Here is a 17,439-nt window from a genome sequence, read left to right on the forward strand (position 1 = left end):
AGCACCGTATTTATTGTAACAGGACAGCGCAATGTGTAATTGATGGGGCTGTTAAAACCATGTTAAACAATTTACCGTTCAAACCAATTTGCCAATTTAGTTGTTTCTTTGTTGATGATGCATAAAAAAGTGTTACATATTATTCTATCCCTGATGCTCCTGGTATCAACCACGGGCATTACCTTTTCTATGCATTATTGTGGAGGTCAATATGTTTCCACCTCTTTATTTGTTGAAGCTGATTCCTGTTGTGGTGATGGATGTGGCTGTTGTGAAAACAAGAGTGTGCATTACGAAGTGGAGGAAGATTATACCGGCCCCGTAATTTCTGCACTTGAGCCAGTCATTGAGTTAGACCTGCTGATTGAACTGTTTCATTTCGAAGTAGATGCCGAAAAATTATCAATACTTTGCGTAAAGAGAACGTTTGAGGATATTTCGCCGCCGCTCCCGGTAGCAGAACGTCTTTCTTTATTGCAAACTTTCCTTTGTTAGATATTGCTTAACTGAATTATTTGGGCTCTATTCTTTAGGGCCTGTGTAATATTGTTTGAATCAAAGCAATGTATTATCTAACATATTGAAAATGATTAATTCATTAATACGTTTTTTTCTCGAAAACAAGTTAGTCACCTTTCTGGTACTTATGGTATTTATAAGTTGGGGGATTATTAATTCGCCATTCGGCTGGGATACGGGACTCTTACCAAGTGACCCGGTACCCGTTGATGCCATCCCGGATATTGGCGAGAATCAGCAAATTGTATATACCGAGTGGCCGGGCCGTTCACCGCAGGATATTGAAGACCAGATATCGTATCCTTTAACGACTTCCTTATTGGGAATTCCTGGTGTGAAAACCATTCGTAGTAACTCCATTTTTGGCTTGTCCAGTATCTATGTCATTTTTGATGAAGATGTAGAGTTCTACTGGAGTCGCACGCGCATCCTTGAGAAGCTCAACTCGTTACCGGCAGGTACCCTCCCAGCTGATGTGAGTCCGGCTTTGGGTCCCGATGCTACGGCGCTTGGGCAGATATACTGGTACACGCTGGAAGGCCGCGATAAGGACGGGAATCCGACAGGTGGCTGGGATCCGCATGAATTACGCAGCATTCAGGATTTTCATATTCGCTATGCATTAACAGGGGCCGAAGGTGTGGCCGAAGTGGCTTCCATTGGTGGGTTTGTTAAAGAGTATCAGATTGATATTAATCCCAATGCCATGAAAGCTCATGGTGTGACGGTGGCGCAAATCATGAGTGCGATTAAAAACAGCAACCTTGATATTGGTGCACGAACCATCGAGTTTAATCGTGTGGAATATCTGGTGCGGGCCCTGGGTTACATCAAAAATCTTGAAGACATTGAAAAGAGTGTAGTGACGGTTAAGGATAATGTGCCCATCCGCATTAAAGATGTGGCTAAAGTCACTTTTGGGCCGGCTACCCGTCGCGGAGGGCTGGATAAAGGTGGTGCCGAGGCTGTTGGAGGCGTAGTAGTGGCGCGCTATGGAACCAATCCACTGAAGGCCATCGAAAACATGAAGGCTAAGATTGCGGAGATTGCGCCTGGCCTGCCATCAAAAACCTTGGCTGATGGTACGGTTTCAAAGGTCACCATCGTACCGTTTTACGATCGTACCGGTTTGATTAAAGAGACTCTTGGAACACTGGAAGAAGCCATCTCACTGGAGCTACTGATTAGCATCCTGGTGGTGATAGTCCTGGTGTTTAACTTGCGTGCATCTTTCCTGATTTCAAGTTTGTTGCCCATTGGGGTACTCATCACTTTTATAACGATGCGACAATTTGGTGTCGATGCCAATATTGTGGCCCTTTCGGGTATTGCCATCGCCATTGGTGTGATGGTGGATGTGGGAGTGGTGTTTGTTGAGAACATCATCCGGCACATTGAACTGCCTGAGAACAAAGGGGCGAGGGGAAAAGAACTGCTGCATGTGGTTTATATTGCTACTACAGAGGTGGCTGGGGCTGTTATCACAGCTCTGTCTACTACCATCATCAGTTTCTTACCGGTATTTGCCATGGAAGCTGCCGAAGGTAAACTGTTCAAGCCATTGGCCTTCACCAAAACGTTTACAATGATGTCTGCCCTGCTGATTGGATTAATTATCATTCCTACATTGGCACATCTGGTATTTTCAATTAAAATTGACAAACGACGCTACCAACGACTGGGGAATAGTATTTTTATAGCAGCTGGTGTGGTGCTGTCTGTTACGTCGGGGAACTATATTGCTCTGGCTATCTCTGCTTTTGGAATAAATGGTTTGTTAGCGCATCAATGGCCCGAAGGCAAGAAACAATGGATTAACTTTATCAATGTGGCTATTACAATCGTGGTGGTTGTATTCTTCTTAACCAAAGCCTGGATGCCTTTGGGAGCTCAAAATACGATGTTTGCGAACTTCTTATTTGTAATTGCCATTGTTACGGTCGTATTGGGAGGTTTGTCATTGGTGGTTGTGTTTTATCAACGCATCCTTAATTGGTGTCTGAATCATAAATGGCAGTTCCTGACTATCCCGGCTTTGGTTGTGATATTTGGTATCACGAGCTGGCAGGGCTTCGATAAGCTGTTTGGTTTTATGCCGCAGTTTGTAAAAAGTAGCGATACCTATGCCTACCTCGATAAGAAACTACCCGGTATTGGTAAGGAGTTTATGCCTTCGCTTGATGAGGGTTCATTCCTATTGATGCCAACTACCATGCCGCATTCGGGCATTGAAGAAAACCTGGAGGTGATTCGTATTTTGGATAAACGGGTGAATGCCATCCCAGAAGTAGAATCCGTTGTGGGGAAATGGGGGCGTGTAAATTCTGCTTTAGACCCGGCACCGGTATCAATGTATGAGAATGTTATCAACTACAAGCCCGAATACATGCTGAATGAGAAAGGCCATCGCATGCGTTTTAAAGTCAACCGTGATGGGGCCTACGAACTGACTGATGGCAGTGTGTATAATCCACGGGAGGAGGGCTTCCGTTTGATTGATAGAAGTTTGCTTATTGAAGATAAGAACGGGGAGTATTTCAGACAGTGGCGTAAAGAGATACAATCGCCCGATGACATCTGGAATGAGATTATTGAGCAAAGCACTATACCCGGGCTGACTTCGGCACCTAAGCTGCAACCTATTTCAACGCGCCTGGTGATGCTGCAAACGGGAATGCGTGCGCCTATGGGTATGAAAGTATATGGGCCTGACTTAAATAGTATTGAAAAGGTTGGTTTCCAGCTCGAACAGCTGCTTAAACATGTAGAGGGAGTCAATGGCATGTCAGTTTTTGCCGACCGAGTAGTGGGTAAGCCTTACCTGGAGATGGTGATTAATCGTGATGCGATTGCTCGTTACGGTCTCAGCGTGCAGAGTTTGCAGGCAGTCATTGGCAGTGCCATTGGTGGAATGCCGCTGACCAACACTGTTGAGGGGCGCGAACGATACCCGGTACGTCTGCGTTATGCCCGTGAGTTCAGAGATAATCCTGAGGATTTAAATAAGATTCTCATTCCGACTCCAACGGGTGCTCAGGTGCCGCTGGGACAATTGGTTGAGATACAATATAAACGTGGTCCGCAAATGATTAAGAGTGAAGATACCTTTTTGGTGGGCTATGTTATTTTTGATAAGAAACCGGGCTATGCCGAGGTGGATGTGGTGGAAAATGCACAGGAATATCTGGATAAGCAACTGGCTGAAGGTAAACTGGTATTACCGGCCGGTGTGAGCTACAAGTTCACGGGTAACTACGAAAATCAAATTCGGGCTACCAAGCGACTGATGATTGTGATTCCGATATCGCTTATCATTATTTTCCTCATCTTGTTCTTTCAGTTTCGTTCAGTCATCTCCACCAGCTTGATTTTTACAGGTATTCTGGTGGCCTTCTCTGGCGGATTCATCATGCTTTGGCTTTATGCTCAGCCATGGTTTATGGATGGAACACTGGCTGGTATGAGCTTACGAACGCTATTTCAGGTGAGTAATATTAACCTCAGTGTGGCGGTGTGGGTCGGTTTTATAGCCCTATTTGGTGTGGCTACCGATGACGGTGTGCTTATCAGCACCTATATAAAACAGTTGCAAGACAAGCGTCAGCCACAAACAGTGGCCCAGGTGCGTGCTTTGGTGCTCGAAGCAGGTGCCAAGCGGGTGCGTCCGGCGGTGATGACCACAGCCACTACCATTATTGCCTTGCTGCCGGTATTAACGTCCACCGGTAAAGGGTCTGATATCATGGTACCGATGGCTATTCCACTGTTCGGGGGCATGGTGATTGAGGTACTGACCATGTTTGTAGTGCCGGTTCTATACAGCTTCTGGCAGGAGACTGTGATTAAACGTAAGGTAAAACAGCAAAATAATTAAGCGATGAAACGAACAATATTAACATATATTCTGGCGCTGCTGTTACCGGTTCTGGCAATGGGGCAAGAGGAACTGAACAAGTACCTCACCATTGCAGCAGAAAATAATCCGGGCCTTCAGGCAGCCTTTAACAACTACCTGTCGGCACTTGAGAAAGCACCACAGGTCAGGGCTTTGCCCGATCCTCAACTGGCTTTTGGTTATTTTATCCAGCCGGTGGAAACGCGCAATGGTCCGCAGGAATTTAAATTTTCGGCCACTCAGATGTTTCCCTGGTTTGGGACTCTGAAGGCAAAAGAAAATTCAACCATTCAGCAGGCCCAGGCGCAGTACGAACTATTTGAAGAAAAACGCTCCAAACTGTTCAACGAGGTGAAAGCCAACTGGTACAATCTATACTTTACCAACAAGGCGGTGGGCATCACACTGGAGAACATTGATATTCTCAATACTTTTAAAAAGCTGGCTGCCGTAAAGGTGGAAGCAGGAAAAGTATCGGCGGTGGATCAGTACCGCATCGAGATGGAGATTAACGATTTGGAGAATCAACTGGCTAACCTGCGCGACAAGCAATATGTGCAGGAGGTGGCTTTTAACAAGCTGTTGAATGTGGAAGAGCCGGTGACGCTTACCTGGCCCGATAGTTTATGGACGACGGATTTCTACCTGAATAAATCGGCTGCTTTGGACTCAATAAAACTGAAGAATCATCAGTTGCTGAGCATTGATATGCAAAAAGAAGCACTGGCGTTCAAAAAGCAGGCCGCTAAAAAGGCGGGCGCTCCATCTTTTAGCCTGGGCATCGATTATGTCGCCATTGGTAAAGGGGCCAATAACCTGTCGGGTAAAGATGCTATTGCTTTTCCAAAGGTGGGGTTGACTATTCCCTTGTACCGGAATAAATACCAGAGCATGGTGCAGGAGGTGGTTTACCTGGAGATGGCCAAAGACTATGAACGAGTAGATAAGGCTAATGTATTAGAGGTGCTTTTTGAAAATACCTGGAAGGATTACAGTGATGCTCATCGTCGAATTGATTTATTTGGAGACCAGTTGTATCTGGCACGCAAAGCGATGAAGCTACTGGAGACTGAGTATGCCTACGCCAATAAAAATTTCGAAGAGATACTGCGTATGGAGCGACGCCTGCTACAGTATCAGCTGGAACTGGAAAAGGCTCGAACTGATAAGCAAGCTGCTATTGCTTTTATTGGCTACTTGATGGGTAAATAATTGTTAATGATTAATTGTAAACAGATGAACACAATCTTTCAATATATAAAAGCTAATTACAAGCCGGTACTGATAACATTGGCTATCGGTTTGTTGGTAGGATGGGCCATTGCGCCATCCGGAAGTGGAAATGCTCAGGCTGACGCTCACGAAGGACATCAGCACGAAGAAGAAACAGTTTGGACGTGCTCTATGCACCCGCAAATAAAGCAGAATGAGCCGGGCTTGTGCCCGATATGTGCCATGGACCTGATTCCTTTAGCAGGTATGCAATCGGCCGAGAATGCCGATCCTAATGAAGTAGTGATGACGGAAGCGGCTGCTAAGCTGGCTGAAGTGGAAACAAGTGTGGTGCAATTGGGAAAACCGGTAAAAGAAGTTTATCTGCAGGGTAAGATACATGTGGATGAGCGACGTATAGCTGAGCTGACAGCCCGTTATGGAGGCCGTATCGAGCAGCTCAACATCAATTTTACCGGGCAGAATGTGCGAAAAGGGCAGAAGCTGGCTACTATCTACTCGCCTGATTTGGTTAGCGCCCAGCGGGAGCTGATTGAAGCTTTTGCTGTCAGGGAAAGCAATCCGTCTTTATACATGGCGTCTAAATCAAAGCTGCAGGCCTGGGATTTAACGGACGAGCAGATTGCAGCCATTGAAAAAAGTGGTGAGCCACAGGTGTATTTTGATATCTTATCGCCTATCTCGGGTACGGTAATGATGCGTCATGTGGCACTGGGCGACTATGTGAAACAAGGGATGCCGCTGTTTAAGGTGGCTGATCTTACAAAGGTATGGGCCTTGTTTGATGCCTACGAAACAGATTTGCCTTGGGTGAAGCAAGGCGATAAAGTGAGTTTTACATTGGAAGCCTTGCCCGGTGAAACGTTTGCCGCCAGGGTAACATATGTTGACCCCATAATTGATGCGAAAACACGCGTAGCTAAAGTGCGTGTGGAAGTAGCGAACAGCAACTTGCAGCTCAAACCTGAGATGTTTGCCAACGCTGTACTGGAGGCCCGGTTGTCGAATGAGGATGTGATGGTGATTCCAAAGTCGGCGGTACTGTGGACGGGCAAACGCGCCGTTGTGTATACCAAAGTGCCGGAGCGTGAAACACCTACCTTCCTGTTCAGGGAGATTACGCTTGGACCCGATGCCGGTGACAATTACATCGTGAAAGAAGGTTTATCTGTTGGTGAAGAGATTGCGACCAATGGTGTGTTTAAGATTGATGCCTCGGCACAGTTGATGGGGCTGAAGAGCATGATGAATGCCCCCGAAACGCACAATAAGAACAAGGCAAGTTTTACTGTAGCCGGCAATTGCGATATGTGTAAGGAGCGCATCGAAAAGGCAGCCATGACGGTGTTTGGTGTCGTAAGTGCCGAGTGGTCAGCCGATGCTCAGGAGGCCAGGGTAGTATTTGATCCGGAGCACACCAATGCGGATGCCATTCAAAAGGCAATTGCTCAGGTAGGCCATGATACCGAAAAATATAAAGCCGATGATGCAGTTTATGAAACGTTACACAGTTGCTGTCTATACGAGCGTTTGGATAAGCAGGCTGTTACAAAGTCTTCAGCTAAGCAATCGAGTCAGACGAAGCATGCCATGGTTAAAGTAGCCGGTAATTGTGGTATGTGTCAGGAGCGCATTGAAGAAGCTGCTCTTTCGGTGGAAGGTGTGACTATGGCCAAATGGGATAAGGACACCAAAATGCTGCACCTGAATTATGGCGGTAAAGCCACAGTGGATGCTGTTGAAAAAGCCATTGCTGCTGTGGGGCACGATACGGAGCATCACAAAGCGGATGATTCAGTATATGGTAAGTTGCCTGGATGCTGCCATTATGATAGGATAGGAGAACCTGCAATTAAAGAAATGCCTGCAGTTCAGTCAAAGCACGCCATGGTTAAAGTAGCTGGTAACTGTGGTATGTGTCAGGAACGGATTGAAGAAGCTGCTCTATCAGTGGAAGGTGTGACTACGGCCAAATGGGATAAGGACACCAAGATGCTGCACCTGAATTATAGCGGTAAGGCTACAGTGGATGCTGTTGAAAAAGCCATTGCCACAGTGGGGCATGATACTGAGCACCACAAAGCCGATGATGAGGTATACGATAACCTGCACGGGTGTTGTCAGTACGAACGTTTTTAATGGAATACACAGGCTTATGCCTCGCGTTCCTGTGTGACTTAAAAAAGTTGTGTTCCTGCTGCGCATACAATGTAACGTTTGCGCATGCACTGTAACGACTGCTCAACACATTGTAAGGGTTGCGCAGTACATTGTAACGTTTGCGCAGTGCATTGTAACGACTGCTCAACACATTGTAACGTTTGCTCAGTGCATTGTAATGGTTGCACAGCACATTGTAACGTTTGCTCAGTGCGTTGTAACGTTTGCTCAATACATTGTACCGGTTGCGCAGTGCGTTGTGTCAGGTGTTCAGTATATTATAACAGACAAGCAGCCAGGTATATTTTAAATACCTGGCTGCTTGTATAACTTCAATAAAGTTTACCCGCCAATCATTGCCTTGACACCATAGGATTCAAATATGGCAATGATTTCCTGCAAACGCTCTGCAGAGGGTTCGGCCATTTCGCCTTTATCATATGCTTCACCCAGTTTCTCGTATTTCTTCTCCGCAATATTATGAAATGGCAGAAGGTTAACCAGCGGCTTTTTACCTTCTAATGTCGCAATGAATTGGGCTGATTCGCGGATGTTCCGGTCGTCATCGTTCACTCCTTTAATCAACGGAATACGAATATTCAGGTCAACACCAGTGGCAGCAAGACTCCTGAGGTTAGTCAGAATTTTATCATTGGGCATGCCCGTCCATTGACGATGCTTGTCCGTGTCCATCATCTTCAAGTCGTACAGAAAATGGTCGGTGCGTTTGGCTACTTCCATCAGCACCTCCGGTTTGGCATAGCCGGTTGTATCTACACAACGATGAATACCTTCTGCACCGCAGGCATCCAGCAATGGGATAAGGAACTCATGATGCAGCAAGGGTTCACCACCTGAGAAGGTGACGCCACCTTCTGATTTGTCCATCAGCATGGTCTCTTTTTTGATCTGCTTCATGATTTCTTCCACAGTCATCAGGCGGCCCGTCATCTCAATGGCTTTGGTTGGGCACACTTCGGCGCAGGTGCCGCATAGTGTGCATAAATCGCCGTCTGTTACAATGCCATCCGCTGTGAGTGTCAGTGCCTGTTCGGGACAATGTTTCACGCATTCTTCACAGGCAATGCACTTGCTGTTATTGTACATTTTCTGCTGTTGCTTCAACTGACTCTCCGGGTTATGACACCACTTGCAACGCAAAGGACATCCTTTCAGGAAAATGGTGATGCGAATGCCCGGCCCGTCATTGATGGCGTAGCGTTTGATATCAAATATTAAACTTGGTAGTTCCATTTGCTTGACCAATAATATGGTTGTTTGTCGTTTTTATAGCTTATAGCTGCTGGCTGATAGCTGATAGCGATTTACATGACGCTTAGTTATCCTTAAATAAGACACAATGGTGCATGAAAAAACTTCTGACTACTGCCTACAGACTAATAACTAGATTAAAACGATTCATTCTCCGTTCTGTCAATGACTTCCTGCTGTAAATCGGCATTCATATCGTTGAAATAATCACTGTAACCTGCCATACGCACCAGTAGGTCTTTGTAGTCTTCCGGATTCTCCTGGGCGGCTCGCAAAGTGGCAGTATCCACTATGTTGAATTGTACATGGTGACCTCCCATTGTGAAATAGCTGCGTATCAGTTTACCCATCTTATTAATGTCTTCATCACGCTTTAATAAGCTCGGCAAGAAACGCATATTCAGCAGTGTACCTCCCGAACGGGTGTGATCCAGCTTTGTTAATGAGCGAATCACCGCTGAAGGGCCATTCACATCACAGCCATGTGATGGCGAGGTACCATCCGAAATGGATTTGCCGGCTAAACGGCCGTTTGGTGTGGCACCCATCACTTTACCAAAATACACGTGGCAGGTAGTTGACAGCATATTCAGGTGGTATTTGCCACCTTTGATATTGGGCTTACCATCGATTGTTTTGACCAAATCATCATAAACACGCAGAGCAATGTCATCGGCATATTCATCATCGTTGCCAAAGAAGGGTGTGCGGTTAACAATGGTTTGGCGCAGGATTTCGTCACCTTCAAAGTTGTTGGCCACTGCCTTTAAAATGCGCTCCATGTCAAAGGTCTTCTTTTCAAAGACATGGTGTTTGATGGTCGATAAACTGTCGGTAACTGTTCCAAGTCCTGTACATTGGATGTAATTGGTGTTGTAGCGCGGTCCGCTATTGTAATAGTCACGACCTTTGGCAATACAATCTTCAATAACCACCGACAGGAAGGGAGCCGGTGCATATTTGGCAAACATGGTATCGATGTAGTTGCTCACACGCATTTTCTGGTCAACAATAAACTCCAGCTGCTTTTTGAAGGCTGCATATAGCTCGTCATAACTTTTAAAGGTTCTTGGATCGCCTGTCTCACAGCCGGCCATCTTTCCGGTTACCGGATCGATGCCGTTATTAAGCGTAACTTCAAGAATCTTAGGTACGTTGAGGTAGCCGGTGAGTACATAGGCTTCTTTGCCAAATGCACCTACTTCAATACAGCCACTGCAACCGCCTTCTCTGGCATCAGTAAGAGATTTGCCCTGTGCCAGCATCTCGGTAATATAGGTTTCGGGACTGAAAACAGATGGATAACCATGCCCCTGTCGTATCACTTTGCAAGCAGCATTCAGGAACTTATCAGGTGTAACATGACTGATATGAACCGATGAGCCAGGCTGTAGGAGGTGCAGTTCTTCCACCACTTCAAGCATGATGTATGAAACTTCGCTCACGCCATCAGAGCCATCGGCTTTAACACCGCCAATATTGATATTGGTAAAATCGTTGTAGGTGCCACTTTCTTTGGCTGTGATGCCCACCTTAGGTGGAGCAGTCTGGTTATTCACCTTAATCCACATGCAGCTGATCAGTTCCTTGGCCTCTTCCCGGGTCAGTGTGCCCTCGGCAATCTCTTTTTCGTAAAATGGTGCCAGGTGTTGGTCGAAGTGCCCCGGATTCATGGCGTCCCAGCCATTCAATTCGGTGATGGTACCCAGGTGAACAAACCAATACATCTGTATGGCTTCGTGCAAGGTACGTGGTGCATGAGCGGGCACCCGGCGGCATACCTCGGCTATTTTTAACAGTTCGGCTTTACGTTTAGGGTTTGATTCTGTTTGCGACTTTTCTTCAGCCAGGGCAGCATGGCGCTCGGCGAAGAGGATGACCGCATCGCAGGAGATGTCCATGGCCTTTAGCTCTTCCGCCTTGTTGTTGGCATCCGGATCGTTGAGGTAGTCCAGCGAATCCAGGTGAGCTTTGATATCCTTTTTGAAATCCAGCATGCCTTTTTTGTAAATCTTGCCATCCAGGCAGGTGTGGCCCGGTGCGCGTTGCTCCATAAACTCAGTGAAGAGTCCGGCCTCATAAGCACGCTTCCATTCTTCGGGTACATGGTTGAAAATACGCTCCCGTTGGGTACGTCCTTGCCAGTACGGAATAACCTCCTGCTCGTAGGTATCAATATCCTCCTGGTTGATGGTGTAACGTTGCTGGTCACGTGTGTTGAGCACATGAAAATCTTCCACACTGTGACAGGTCAGCTCTGGGAAGGTAGGCACGGCCTTCGGTTGAGGACCGCGTTCGCCCACAATCAGCTCATCATCTCCCATGTAGAGCGTCTTTTTCTGGCAATGGTCCAGAAAGGTGAGGGCACGTAACACCGGAATAGGATGTTTGCCGTAGTGTTCTTTGTAGAATGCTGTTTGGTGCAAAGCCCGCTCAATGGAGATGCTTGGTTCAGCGTCAAAACTCAGCTTGCGAAGGCGCTGAATACGTGGATTCATACCCGGGCCAAGTTTATCGCCCAGGGGTTGGTAAAAATTACCTTCTGATGAGGCCGAACGTTCAGCTGTTTTTACTGATTCTTCTTTACCTAACAGTTCTTTGATGGTTGGCAGACCTGCGCCATTGGGATCAGGACGGCCTTTTATGTTTTCTGTTGACATTGTTGACGTTTTAAAGATAGTTCTACTGGTTAAATACATACAGGAGCGGTTATGTAGCGCTACCATTTTAGTATTTACAATAATTCAGAAAATAGTATAAGGAGATGTTGGCTTGATGGATTCAAACCAAACGGCTAGAATTGCTTATAGAACATTAAGCATTCAAATAAACAGCGGTATCCTTTTATGTTGTGCGAATGACTCACAATAAACGTATTTAGAACAATGCCAAAGTTGCACAAAAATGATTTGATTGCAAATAGCTATTTCGCTTTTTTTACGAGTTGGCGGTTATTTTATCCTACTGGTTAAAAGCGGGTAGTATTAGTTTTCATTTAAAATAAAACGGTTTTCGGGAATGATAATCTCTACTCTTGGTGCCTTGTTGTTTTCTGGTTCTGGCCTGTTTTGTTGGCGTGCGCGTTGCTTACGTATTTTAATGACTTCTTTGCGGTAGTCTTTATATTCTTTGCAAAATGAATTATAGTCGATAGGTTCTTTATGATCAAACGGACGATACAGTGGACCTTCGGTATCAAGTAATTCAACTGATTCGGCTTGATAAACAAGTACATCGTCTGTGGTACAAACCTTTAATACCACGCCCGGAAGACCGTGTAATTTCCATGGTGCTGCAGTATATGGCAATTCTGTAGTATAGTGAGCCTTATACTCACGACCCCTGAACTCAGCAAAAGCTGTTTTGCAAGGAAAGTCTAATATGGTGTCTTTTTCATTAACATGGTTCCATTTAAACAGATCCAGCTCTTCCTGTACAACCAGGTTGTCGCGTCCCAGGCTTTCTTCATAAACCAGGTAATCGTTAGTATAATCCTTATACAGGCGGGTTGAATCGGCCGTTTGCTTATATCGGATATTTTTGCCAGCGCCAACTTTGGTTAAACGGATGGTGTAGCTCAGTACCTTGTCATCTTTGGCTTGTAGTTCCATTTCGTAGGTATTGGGCTTGGTATGATCGATATAGTTATATCTTACTTTAAGCGTTTGTTGAGCATTTACTGCGGTTATTAGAAAGGTGACTATAATAAGTGCGGCTATTTTCATTTTCGTGTTGTGATTTTTGTTTTGTCCTACGATTAAATTGTTTCAAGGTTTGGTTTATTTCCTTGTAAAACGGGGGGAAGTGCAAGGGTTCATAGATAGGCGTTGATTGTCAGTGCTAATGACCTGTTTCAATTAGAACTTATTTATTCCATCCAAACGTGTGACATGTGTGGTTAGAGAAAAAAACGTAGTTAAAGTGAGGTGCAAAGTAACTATTGAAGTTTGTCAAAAGTGGTTATATATTAATGCCATTGATACTTTTGTTGGTTCAATAACGGAAGTGTACCGCATTAAATTTAGTTACTTATGGTAGTAAGATATATCTTTCTTTTAGTGTTTGTTGCCTGCACTTTATCATGCTCTCAAAAGCCTGAAAATGATATTGTTCGGATTAATAACAGACAAGTGCTTGTTAATGAAGTCCCTTATGTGATTAAGGGCATTTGCTATAATCCCGTTCCCATAGGGGCAGATCAACGTGATTTTAGACGTCTGGATGAAGACCTTGATTTAATGAAAAAAGCTGGCATCAACACACTAAGGTTGTATTCGCCCGTTGATGAAAAGTGGGTGCTGGATAAGATTGATGCAGCAGGCTTAAAAGTGATTATTGGTTTTGGCTATAATCAGGGCGGCTATTACGATATTTTATCAGGCTCATTTATTGATTACGTGAATAAGTTTAAGCACCATAATGCCATTCTATTTTGGGAGCTTGGTAATGAATATAATTACCATCCCGAGTGGTTCGATGGTGACATAAGTAACTGGTACCAGGCCTTAAACAAAGCTGCAGGTATGATACACGAAAATGATGCTGCTCATCCTGTATCAACAGCTCACGGCGAATTGCCCGATTCACTGGTTTTGTCACTTTGTCCTGATATCGATGTCTGGGGCATGAATGTTTACCGATGGGATGCGCCTGCACCAATATTTGATGAGTGGCAAGCCATGAGTCAGAAACCTATGTATCTATCAGAGGCAGGCGCAGATAGTTATATGACGATTGCTAAAGACGGCTATGTGCAAGGGCCAAACCAGCAGGCACAAGCCGATGCAACGCGGCAGATTCTCGAAGACGTGATGATGTATTCGAACATTTGCTCAGGTATTACATTATTTGCATTTACTGATGAATGGTGGAAGGCCGGTGACAATGAGTCATTGGATCCGGGAGGATTTGCTCCTGAGAGTAGTGGGGTCCCATACGATGGAACTGCGAATGAAGAATATTGGGGGATTGTTGATATTAACCGTCAACCGAAAGCGGCTTATCATGTAGTGGCTGAAATGTATGCAAGCATCGATAACTAATGTTCATATTTATATAAAAACGATCGATTTAAAGGATGGTGAAAGTGAAATTATTAGGCTTGCTGCTATGGATTTGCACCCTGCAGTCTATTGGGCAAACAGCCTTTGTACAGGATGATTTCGAAGGGAATGGGACTATTAATAGCTGGTACGGAGATGACTGTGACATAGATATTACTTTCTCCAATCCAGTGCAAGAAGGGATAAATACCTCGTCCACGGTGCTGAAATATCATGATGTTGGCGGACAATATGCTAACGTGCGCTTTGATGTGCCCAATAATTTTAACCTGGAAACAAATCATACGTTCAGCTTTAAGATTTATGTACCATCTGATGGCCTGAGTGGGAATGAAACCAATCAGGTCTCTGTTAAACTACAGGATGGCACCATTGGAGCTCCATGGTCGACCCAAAGCGAAATTATTAAGCCTATAGCATTGGATGCGTGGCAGGAGCTTAGTTTCGATTTTATGAACGATTCGTACATGAATCTTGACCCGAATTCAGTAGCTCCAAGTCAACGCGCCGATTTTAACAGGGTGCTTATTCAGGTTAACGGTGAAAACAATACCGATCCGGTACTGGCTTATATTGATGACTTTAGTTACGATGGCACAATCGCCACTGATCCTGTTTATGATCAACTGGTCTGGTCTGACGAATTTGATGGTAATGGAGATATTGATCCGGGTAAATGGTTCAGGCAGTATCAATTACCTATTGGTGGGGGCTGGTATAATGGAGAAGTACAGCATTACACCAACAGACCAGATAATTCATACATTGAGAATGGGGTCTTAAAAATTGTGGCAAAAAAGGAAAACTATACCGACCAGGGCGTAACAAAGAACTATACTTCAGCTCGCTTGAATTCAAAGTTTGCCTTTACCTATGGTAAGGTTGAAGTTCGTGCTAAATTGCCAAGCGGAACAGGAACCTGGCCTGCTATCTGGATGTTGGGTAAGAACATCAATGAAGATGGAGCCTATTGGGATAATGAAGGCTATGGTACTAAACCATGGCCGGCATGTGGAGAGATTGATATTATGGAACATTGGGGTGACAATCAGAATTATGTGCAGAGCGCAACGCATACACCATCAAGTTATGGAGGTACAATAAACCATGGAGGACAAACAATTGCCACGGCCTCAAGTCAGTTTCATATTTACACATTGTTATGGACCCCTGAGAAACTGGTGTTTAGTGTAGATGATATTGAGCATTACACTTATCAGCCAGACAGCCGCAATGCAGACACCTGGCCATTTGATTTGGCCCAGTACCTTATTCTTAATGTGGCTGTTCAGGCTCATATTGCTCCCAACTTTCAGGAAGGAGCAATGGAAATAGACTACGTTCGCATCTATCAGGCAGGTACATCAACGGCCATAGCAGAGCCTCAGATGGAAAATTGTGTGCATGTATATCCAAATCCATTCCGGGATGAAATGAATATTGTTCTTAAGGATGTTAATGCCAATCAGGTTGAACTAAGAATATTCAATACCAGTGGGATTCTCCTGAAGTCGTATACTAAGGGGTTATTTAATAATCGAGTGAGGCTTGATGATATAGGCTTTTTATCCAAAGGCGTTTATCTTCTTCAATGCGAATTTGACGATAAGGTGGAATGCCTGAAAGTGATTAAGCAATAGTTCCAACTTAATGCTAAGTAGAAGCTCCAATTTTATTGGGGCTTTTGTTGTATATTTTCATTCAGAACTATTGAGGTTTACGAGTGTCATAAGTTTTTCTAATAGAGATGCTGGCGGTTTGCAATAGTAGTCTATTTCTCGAAATTATTTACTCCAAAGCAGACTGAAATAGGCTGTTCAATAAACTGCCTGGAAATGAAGTCATTTATTTATGTATTTGTTAATGGGGTGTTGAATATTGTTCAGTTAATGAGTGTTTTACGTTGGTGAACGTAGTTAAAGTGAGGTAGCAGGTAAGTGATGAAGTACTTCTTTTTTATCAATTGCAGAACATGGTCTGTAGTTTTGATTCAGACAATTAAATCATTAACAAAATCAGTTTAATTTTAAAACTACAGATTATGAAAAAACTTTTTACACTATTTACAATTTCAATGCTGGCCATTGGTATGGCTCAGGCACAGAGTATTCCTATTACTTTTGATAGTGACATTATAGTTGGTGAGAACTGGAAAGCAGATAGCGGTCTGGAATCAGTAACAGTTGCCGACGATCCTACGAGCTCAGGTAAAGGAAAAGTTGGGGCTATCACAAGTTCCTCTGCTGGGCAAAAGTGGCAGAATGCACAACTACAGTTAAATACTAACTACATCGATCTAACAACTTCAACAGGAAGCAAAACTATTACTGTTGATGTTTATTCAGATGGTGCTCAAGATTTTTTATTTAAACTGGAGCAATCATTAAATGGCGGACCAAATGTTGAAATTCCATTTTCGAAGCAAGGTGCCGGTTGGGAGACAATTGCTGTTGATTTTACATCAACAGGAGTAGATGATCAGTATAAGCTATTGGTGTTTTTCCCATGTTATTCTACTGATTTTGCCAATGATCCATTTGATGGCGTAACCTATATTGATAATGTAACAGGTGTTGTTGGCGCGGCTTCAACGCCTCCTGCAGTTATTTCTTTCCCCATTGATTTTGAAACAGTTGTTGGATCATCTGACTTCAATAACTTTGATGGTGGTTTAGCTACAGTAATTGATAATCCACAGGGTTCAGGTAAAGTAGCTCAGATGGTTAGAAACGGTGGTCAGGTTTGGGCCGGAAGTTGGTTAGGTATGAGCGAAAATATTGACTTTACGACCAAGAAAATTATCTCAATGGACGTTTATACTGAAGCTCCTATAGGAACAAAGATAGCTTTAAAGGTTGAGGGTGGAGCGTTGGCTGAGATTCCTGCTTTTACTACTAAAACTGGTGAATGGGAAACTATGTCATGGGACTTTACAGGAACAGCGAATGATAATTTTAAATTGGTATTCTTATTTGATCTTGGTAATACGGGAGATGGATCTGCTACGTCAACTTTCTTATTTGATAATATTACACATACCGAATCTGTTCCCACGGCCATCGGCGATACTGAAATTGAAAAATTAGACTTGTATCCTAATCCTGTATCAGATGTTTTAAACATTAAAGGTCTTGATGAGGGTGTTTCAATTGAAATTTATAATGCGGCAGGTAGCCTGGTTAAAAAGGTGTCTGTTTCCGGTGGAACTGTAAATGTTTCTGAACTGGCCAAAGGCGTTTACTTTGTATCGTCGAATGGTGCTATTGCAAAGATTATCAAGAAATAATAAGTGCCATG

At 44.2% G+C, this 17,439-nt stretch carries 10 protein-coding genes; 7 read left to right on the plus strand and 3 right to left on the minus strand.

Features of this window, described 5'->3' with window-relative positions; all coding sequences use genetic code 11:
- Positions 1-117 precede the first annotated feature (117 nt).
- The 4 genes from KDU71_RS09095 (at position 118) to KDU71_RS23010 (ending at position 7,786) form a co-directional block, all read left to right on the plus strand.
- Positions 118-495 (plus strand): HYC_CC_PP family protein, encoded by a 378-nt coding sequence (locus KDU71_RS09095; protein WP_449506731.1) that lies wholly within the window; start codon positions 118-120, stop codon positions 493-495.
- 91 nt (positions 496-586) lie between these two features.
- Positions 587-4,393, plus strand: a complete 3,807-nt coding sequence (locus KDU71_RS09100) for an efflux RND transporter permease subunit (protein ID WP_212189905.1) — start codon at positions 587-589, stop codon at positions 4,391-4,393.
- Positions 4,394-4,396: 3 nt separating this feature from the next.
- Complete coding sequence (locus KDU71_RS09105) at positions 4,397-5,626, plus strand: TolC family protein (protein WP_212189907.1); 1,230 nt, start codon at positions 4,397-4,399, stop codon at positions 5,624-5,626.
- A gap of 24 nt (positions 5,627-5,650) precedes the next feature.
- Positions 5,651-7,786 carry an efflux RND transporter periplasmic adaptor subunit gene (locus KDU71_RS23010; protein WP_244828311.1) on the plus strand — a complete coding sequence of 712 codons (2,136 nt, stop codon included), beginning with the start codon at positions 5,651-5,653 and terminating at the stop codon, positions 7,784-7,786.
- 363 nt (positions 7,787-8,149) lie between these two features.
- Here the strand turns inward: KDU71_RS23010 and KDU71_RS09125 are convergent, their stop codons facing one another.
- The 3 genes from KDU71_RS09125 to KDU71_RS09135 form a co-directional block, all read right to left on the minus strand.
- Positions 8,150-9,061: a glycyl-radical enzyme activating protein gene (locus KDU71_RS09125; protein WP_212189912.1), complete on the minus strand. Its 912-nt coding sequence runs from the start codon at positions 9,059-9,061 to the stop codon at positions 8,150-8,152.
- Between the two features lie 155 nt (positions 9,062-9,216).
- On the minus strand, positions 9,217-11,739 hold the full coding sequence (gene hypD / locus KDU71_RS09130) for a trans-4-hydroxy-L-proline dehydratase (RefSeq protein WP_244828320.1): 2,523 nt from the start codon (positions 11,737-11,739) through the stop codon (positions 9,217-9,219).
- Positions 11,740-12,063: 324 nt separating this feature from the next.
- Positions 12,064-12,804 (minus strand): GLPGLI family protein, encoded by a 741-nt coding sequence (locus KDU71_RS09135; protein ID WP_212189914.1) that lies wholly within the window; start codon positions 12,802-12,804, stop codon positions 12,064-12,066.
- A gap of 306 nt (positions 12,805-13,110) precedes the next feature.
- Here KDU71_RS09135 and KDU71_RS09140 point away from each other — a divergent pair, with 306 nt between their 5' ends.
- The 3 genes from KDU71_RS09140 (at position 13,111) to KDU71_RS09150 (ending at position 17,428) form a co-directional block, all read left to right on the plus strand.
- A complete protein-coding gene (locus KDU71_RS09140) occupies positions 13,111-14,121 on the plus strand; it encodes a glycoside hydrolase family 2 TIM barrel-domain containing protein (RefSeq protein ID WP_212189916.1) in 1,011 nt (336 codons plus the stop codon).
- A gap of 35 nt (positions 14,122-14,156) precedes the next feature.
- Positions 14,157-15,782, plus strand: coding sequence for a family 16 glycosylhydrolase (locus KDU71_RS09145; protein ID WP_212189918.1), 1,626 nt, complete (start codon positions 14,157-14,159; stop codon positions 15,780-15,782).
- Between the two features lie 401 nt (positions 15,783-16,183).
- On the plus strand, positions 16,184-17,428 hold the full coding sequence (locus tag KDU71_RS09150; protein ID WP_212189920.1) for a T9SS type A sorting domain-containing protein: 1,245 nt from the start codon (positions 16,184-16,186) through the stop codon (positions 17,426-17,428).
- Positions 17,429-17,439: the final 11 nt, after the last annotated feature.

The sequence above is a fragment of the Carboxylicivirga sediminis genome (genome assembly GCF_018156225.1).
In the GTDB taxonomy this organism is placed as follows: Bacteria; Bacteroidota; Bacteroidia; order Bacteroidales; family Marinilabiliaceae; genus Carboxylicivirga; species Carboxylicivirga sediminis.

Excerpts from the sequence above, each read along its gene's own strand:
- KDU71_RS09105 (WP_212189907.1), top strand. The coding sequence starts at position 4,397 with ATGAAACGAACAATATTAACATATATTCTGGCGCTGCTGTTACCGGTT.
- KDU71_RS09140 (WP_212189916.1), top strand. The coding sequence starts at position 13,111 with ATGGTAGTAAGATATATCTTTCTTTTAGTGTTTGTTGCCTGCACTTTA.
- KDU71_RS09135 (WP_212189914.1), bottom strand. The coding sequence starts at position 12,804 with ATGAAAATAGCCGCACTTATTATAGTCACCTTTCTAATAACCGCAGTA.
- hypD (WP_244828320.1), bottom strand. The coding sequence starts at position 11,739 with ATGTCAACAGAAAACATAAAAGGCCGTCCTGATCCCAATGGCGCAGGT.
- KDU71_RS23010 (WP_244828311.1), top strand. The coding sequence starts at position 5,651 with ATGAACACAATCTTTCAATATATAAAAGCTAATTACAAGCCGGTACTG.
- KDU71_RS09150 (WP_212189920.1), top strand. The coding sequence starts at position 16,184 with ATGAAAAAACTTTTTACACTATTTACAATTTCAATGCTGGCCATTGGT.
- KDU71_RS09145 (WP_212189918.1), top strand. The coding sequence starts at position 14,157 with ATGGTGAAAGTGAAATTATTAGGCTTGCTGCTATGGATTTGCACCCTG.
- KDU71_RS09095 (WP_449506731.1), top strand. The coding sequence starts at position 118 with ATGCATAAAAAAGTGTTACATATTATTCTATCCCTGATGCTCCTGGTA.
- KDU71_RS09125 (WP_212189912.1), bottom strand. The coding sequence starts at position 9,061 with ATGGAACTACCAAGTTTAATATTTGATATCAAACGCTACGCCATCAAT.
- KDU71_RS09100 (WP_212189905.1), top strand. The coding sequence starts at position 587 with ATGATTAATTCATTAATACGTTTTTTTCTCGAAAACAAGTTAGTCACC.